Here is a 5,754-nt window from a genome sequence, read left to right as displayed (position 1 = left end):
CGTCAGCCGCGCGCCGGCGCCGTGCTGCTGCGGACGCGCAGCGTCGAGCGCAGCCGTACGTGGTCGCTCGTCGGCTCGCCCCGGAGCATCGCGAGGAGCATCGTGACCGCGCTCGCGCCGAGTTCGGCGAGCGGCTGAGCCACGGTGGTGAGCGGCGGGGTGGTCGTCGACGCCTGCGGGACGTCGTCGAACCCGACCACGGACAGGTCCGCTGGGACGCGCAGTCCCAGCGACGCTGCGGCGTGCAGCACGCCGATGGCCGACGAGTCGTTCGCCGCGAACACCGCCGTCGGGCGGTCCGGCAGCGTCAGGAGGTCGTGCGCCACAGCGGCGGAGCGCTCCTCCTGGTAGTCACCGGCCCGCACGAGCCGCTCGTCGACCGCGATGCCCGCGGCGGCGAGGGCGTCCCGGTACCCGGTCTCGCGCAGCTGCGACGACGCCAGGTCGCCGCGGCCCTGCACGTGGGCGATGCGGGTGTGCCCGAGGCCGAGCAGGTGCTCCACGGCGTCCCGGGCCCCGGCAGCGTTGTCGGTGTCGACGGTGGCGTGGCCCTCCGGTCCGGTGTGCGGGTCGATCGCCACGACGGGGATCGACGCTCCCGACAGGGCCGCGGACGGGGTGACGACGATCGCGCCGTCGATCAGCGTGCCGGACAGGCGTGAGAGCGATCGTCGCTCCCAGCCGGGCTGCCCGGTGCCGGCCTCGAGCCCGGCGTAGGCGAGCAGCTCGTAGCCGGTGCCCGTGGTCGCCGCCGAGACACCGCGCAGGAGTTCGGTCGAGAACGGCTCGAACTCGGGCACGAGGATGCCGATCACGTTCGTGCGCGAGCTCCGCAGGCTCCGTGCGACCAGGGACGTCTCGTAGCCCAGGCGCTCGACGACCTCCTGCACGCGGAGCATCGTCGCGGGTGCGACGCCGTCACGGTTGTTGACCACCTTCGACACGGTCGGGATCGAGACGCCTGCGGCGCGCGCGACGTCCGCGATCGTGACCCGCCCCGGTCCGGGCGTGGGGTCGACGGCGGTCTGCATGTGCTCACCGTACCGCCGGAGCCGCATTCCGCCAGTCCGCGCATCATGGTTAGAAAACGTTATCGATAACGATTGACAACGCTGCGGAGCACCTGGCACGCTCTCCGCAGCGGCATCGACTGCCGCGAACGTCAACGACGACACCGAGGAGTTCCACGATGACGAGGAAGATCCGTGCCGCGGCAGCCATCGCGCTGGTCGGGGCCACCGCGCTCACGATGGCGGGCTGTTCCGCCGGCGGCAGCGACCCGTCCCAGGACGGCGGCAAGGTCACGATGACCTTCTGGCACAACTCGACCACCGGTCCGGGCAAGGCCTACTGGGACGACACCGTCAAGGCCTTCGAGCAGAAGTACCCGAACGTCACGATCAAGGTCCAGGCGATCCAGAACGAGGACCTCGACGGCAAGCTCCAGACCGCGCTGAACTCCGGCGACGGTCCGGACATCTTCCTGCAGCGCGGCGGCGGCAAGATGGACGCGATGATCGCAGCCGGTCAGCTGATGGACATCTCCGACTCGATCAGCGCCGACGCGAAGCAGTCGATCAGCAAGGGCACCTTCGCCGGGTACGAGAAGGACGGCAAGACCTACGCGATGCCGGGCGCCGTGCTCCCCGAGGGCATCTGGTACTCGAAGGACCTGTTCGCCGAGGCCGGCATCGAGGGCACCCCCACCACGATGGACGAGCTGAACGAGGACGTCGCCAAGCTCAAGGCGAAGGACATCGACCCGGTCGCCGTCGGCGCGAAGGACGCCTGGCCGGCCGCGCACTGGTACTACAACTTCGCGCTCCGCGAGTGCAGCGAGAAGACGCTGAACGACGCCGCGAAGACGCTGAAGTTCGACGACGCCTGCTGGACCAAGGCCGGTCAGCAGCTCGAGGACTTCAACAAGACCGAGCCGTTCAACCAGGGCTTCCTCACCACCGCCGCACAGCAGGGTGCCGGCAGCTCGGCCGGACTCCTGGCGAACCACAAGGCCGCCATGGAGCTCATGGGCGCCTGGGACCCGGGCGTGATCGCCTCGCTCACCCCGGACTCCAAGCCGCTGCAGGACCTCGGCTGGTTCCCGTTCCCGGCGGTCGACGGCGGGAAGGGTGACCCGAAGTCGATGATGGGTGGTGTCGACGGCAACTCCTGCTCGGCACAGGCCCCGAAGAAGGCCTGCACGGACTTCCTCAACTTCATCGTGCAGAAGGACAACCAGGAGGCCTACTACAAGGCCTTCAACGCCATCCCCGTCAACAAGGACGCCCAGTCGGTCGTCTCCGAGCCCTACCTGAAGACGGCCCTCGCCGCCTACCAGGAGGCTCCGTTCGTCTCGCAGTACCTCGACACCCTGTACGGTCAGAACGTCGGCAACGCGCTGAACACCAGCGTCGTCGACCTGCTCGCCGGCAAGGGCAGCGCGAAGGACATCGTCGAGACCACCAACCAGGCTGCGGCCAAGGGCTGATCATGGCGCTCGACACCTCCCTCGGCACGAACCCGGCGAAGGCGTCGGGCACAGCTCCCGGGACGTCCCCGGCGGGGAGCGGTTCGCCGCTCCCCGCCCGGCGGACCGCCAAGCGCGTCGCCGACTGGCGCAAGCGCGTCGAGATCGCGGTCCTCGCCGGACCCGCGGTCATCGTCTTCGTGACCTTCGTCATCCTGCCGGTGGCGCTGGCCGCGTACTACGGCTTCTACAAGTGGCAGGGCTACGGCCCACCGACGAACTTCGTCGGGCTGCAGAACTACCTGATCATCTTCCAGGACAAGGCGTTCCAGTCCGTCCTGCTGCACAACGGCTTCATCGTCGTGATGTCGCTCGTGCTGCAGGGCCCGATCGCGATCGTCCTCGCGCTCCTGCTCAACCAGAAGATGCGCGGCCGCGGACTCGTCCGCGTGCTCGTCTTCGTGCCGTACGTGATCTCCGAGGTCATCGTCGGCACCGGTTGGAGCCTCATGCTCCAGTCGAACGGTGCCGTGAACGACCTGATGCAGGGCATCGGGCTCGGGGGCCTCCGTCAGGACTGGCTCTCGAACCCGGACATCGCGATCTGGAGCCTCCTCGCGATCATCTCGTGGAAGTACATCGGCTTCGCGGTGATCCTGTTCCTCGCCGGCCTGCAGAGCATCCCCGAGGAGCTCTTCGAGGCGGCGGCGATCGACGGCGCGAGCTACTGGCAGATCCAGCGCCGGATCACGCTGCCGCTGCTCGGCCCGACCATCCGCATCTGGGCGTTCCTGTCGATCATCGGCTCCCTCCAGCTGTTCGACCTCGTCTACATCATCTGGGGCCAGTACATCTCCTCGACCGCGGGCACCTCGACCATGGCGACGTACATGGTCGCCAACGGCCGGACCTCGGGCAACTACGGGTTCGGCAGCGCCGTCGCCGTGGTCATGTTCCTGATCTCGCTCGCGGTCGCCCTGGTCTACCAGCACTTCGTGCTCCGTCGGGACACCGCGGGCGCCATCACCGAGAGGAAGCACTGATGGCCATCACCAGCGCCACCACCAACCTCGTCGCCCCCGGTCGCCGTGGTGCCCGGGCGCGGAAGTCCGGGGCCGCCCTCGGCCAGGCGAGCCCGCTGACCTACGTCGTCGCGATCCTGTTCGTCGCCGCGAACCTCGCCCCGGTGCTCTACATCGTGCTGGGCGGCTTCCGGACGAACTCGCAGATCACGACGAGCCCGGCCGGCCTGCCGGCGCCGTTCCAGTTCGGCAACTACGGCTCCGTGCTGTCGAGCGGGATCTTCTGGCAGCAGCTCGGCAACTCGACGATCAGCGCCCTGAGCACCACGCTCGGCGTCGTCGTGCTCGGCCTGATGGTCAGCTTCGTGCTCGCCCGCTACTCCTTCAAGGGCCGCGGTGCGGTGTACGCGCTGTTCGCCGCGGGCCTGATGTTCCCGATCACGGTCGCCATCACGCCGCTCTACCTGCTCGTCAAGGACCTCGGTCTCACGAACAGCCTGGCCGGCGTGATCCTGCCGCAGATCGCCTTCGCCCTGCCGACGACCGTCATCATCCTGGTGCCGTTCCTGCGGGCGATCCCCGACGAGCTCGAGGAGGCCGCGTCGATCGACGGCGCCAGCCGCCTCGGCTTCTTCTTCCGCATGATCGTCCCGCTGTCGCTGCCCGGCGTGGTGACGGTCGGGATCCTCGCCTTCATCGGCAGCTGGAACAGCTACATCCTGCCGCTGTTCATCCTCAACAACGAGGCCGCGTACACGCTGCCGCTCGGTGTCCAGGCGTTCTCGTCGCAGTACTCCGTCGACACGGCCAAGGTCCTCGCGTTCACGTCGATGTCGATGATCCCCGCGCTGGTGTTCTTCACAATCTTCCAGAAGCGCATCGTCGGCGGCCTGACCGGGGCGGTGAAGGGGTGACCACGCTCGACCACACGGTGACCACCGACGGCCAGGAGGCGCGTGGCACGATCGCACCGCCGCTCACCGACGCCACCCGCGACGGACGGGAGGCGCGTGGCGGCGCCGCCCCGGGCCTCCCGTCCGACCGCGTCACCGCGCTGCTCGCCGCGATGACGCTCGAGGAGAAGACGGCGCAGCTGGTCGGCTACTGGCTCGACCAGAACGGCGTCGTCGCCCCGATGCAGGGCGAGATGGCCGCAGCGCAGCAGGGGACGGCGCTCGCCGACGTCACCCGGCACGGCCTCGGCCAGTACACCCGTGTGTACGGCACCCGACCCGTCGAACCCGACGAGCGCGCCGCCTGGCTGTGGGCGGAGCAGCGGCGGCTGAAGCGCGAGACGCGCCTCGGCATCCCGGCGCTCGTCCACGAGGAGTGCCTGACCGGACTCGCGGCGTGGAAGGCGGCGACCTTCCCGACGCCGCTGGCCTGGGGAGCGTCGTTCGACCCGGAGCTCGTCGAGCAGGTCGGCGCCGTGATCGGCCGCTCGATGCGCGAGCTCGGCGTCCACCAGGGCCTCGCGCCCGTGCTCGACGTCGTGCGGGACCCCCGCTGGGGACGGGTCGACGAGTGCATCGGCGAGGACCCCTACCTGGTCGGCACGGTCGGCACCGCGTACGTGCGCGGTGTGCAGAGCGCCGGTGTCGACGCGACGCTCAAGCACTTCCTCGGGTACTCGGCCTCACGGGCCGGTCGCAACCACGCGCCGGTGCACGCCGGTCCGCGCGAGGTCGCCGACGTCTTCCTGCCGCCGTTCGAGATGGCGCTCGTCGACGGCGGTGCCCGGAGCGTCATGAACTCGTACGCGGAGATCGACGGCGTGCCCGTCGCCGCCGACCCCGCGCTGCTCACCGACCTGCTGCGCGACCGGCTCGGGTTCGACGGGACGGTCGTGGCGGACTACTTCTCCGTCGCGTTCCTCGAGGTGATGCACGGTGTCGCCCGTGACCGCGGCGAGGCGGCCGCGACGGCGCTCGCGGCCGGCATCGACGTCGAGCTGCCGACGGGTGACGCGTACCTCGCGCCGCTCGTCGAGCGGGTCCGCAGCGGACTCGTCGACGAGGCCCTCGTCGACCGTGCCGCGCTGCGCGTGCTCCGGCAGAAGGAGCGGCTCGGTCTGCTCGACCCGGAGGCCTTCGAGGACGAGCCGCCGACGGCCGTCGACCTCGACTCGCCCGAGCACCGGGCGCTGGCGCGGCGACTGGCGGCCGAGTCGCTGGTGCTGCTGTCGAACGACGGCGTGCTGCCGCTCGGCAGCGGCGCCGCCGCCCCCGTCGGTGGAGGCGCTGCCGCCCCCGTCTCCCGGACCCA

General features: G+C 70.1%; 5 protein-coding genes. 4 read left to right on the top strand and 1 reads right to left on the bottom strand.

Translation table 11 applies throughout. From position 1 onward, the window contains the following. Nucleotides 1–2 precede the first annotated feature (2 nt). Complete coding sequence (locus D8M35_RS15245) at nt 3–1,031, bottom strand: LacI family DNA-binding transcriptional regulator (RefSeq protein ID WP_238638263.1); 1,029 nt, start codon at nt 1,029–1,031, stop codon at nt 3–5. Between the two features lie 158 nt (nt 1,032–1,189). Here D8M35_RS15245 and D8M35_RS15240 point away from each other — a divergent pair, with 158 nt between their 5' ends. The 4 genes from D8M35_RS15240 to D8M35_RS15225 form a co-directional block, all read left to right on the top strand. After that, nucleotides 1,190–2,488, top strand: a complete 1,299-nt coding sequence (locus D8M35_RS15240; protein WP_126892594.1) for an ABC transporter substrate-binding protein — start codon at nt 1,190–1,192, stop codon at nt 2,486–2,488. A 2-nt stretch (nt 2,489–2,490) separates the two neighbouring features. Beyond that, complete coding sequence (locus D8M35_RS15235) at nt 2,491–3,510, top strand: carbohydrate ABC transporter permease (RefSeq protein ID WP_126892593.1); 1,020 nt, start codon at nt 2,491–2,493, stop codon at nt 3,508–3,510. Beyond that, nucleotides 3,510–4,403: a carbohydrate ABC transporter permease gene (locus D8M35_RS15230; protein ID WP_126892592.1), complete on the top strand. Its 894-nt coding sequence runs from the start codon at nt 3,510–3,512 to the stop codon at nt 4,401–4,403. Before D8M35_RS15235 ends, D8M35_RS15230 begins: the two co-directional genes overlap by 1 nt. 152 nt (nt 4,404–4,555) lie before the next feature. Then, nucleotides 4,556–5,754, top strand: a 1,199-nt coding sequence (locus tag D8M35_RS15225) for a glycoside hydrolase family 3 protein (RefSeq protein WP_148113399.1), incomplete at its 3' end; no start/stop codon positions are given.

It is taken from the genome of Curtobacterium sp. HSID17257, assembly GCF_003989515.1.
In the GTDB taxonomy this organism is placed as follows: domain Bacteria; phylum Actinomycetota; class Actinomycetes; order Actinomycetales; family Microbacteriaceae; genus Curtobacterium.
The sequence above is the reverse complement of the archived record's forward strand: the minus strand, read 5'-3'. Positions and strand labels throughout refer to the sequence as shown.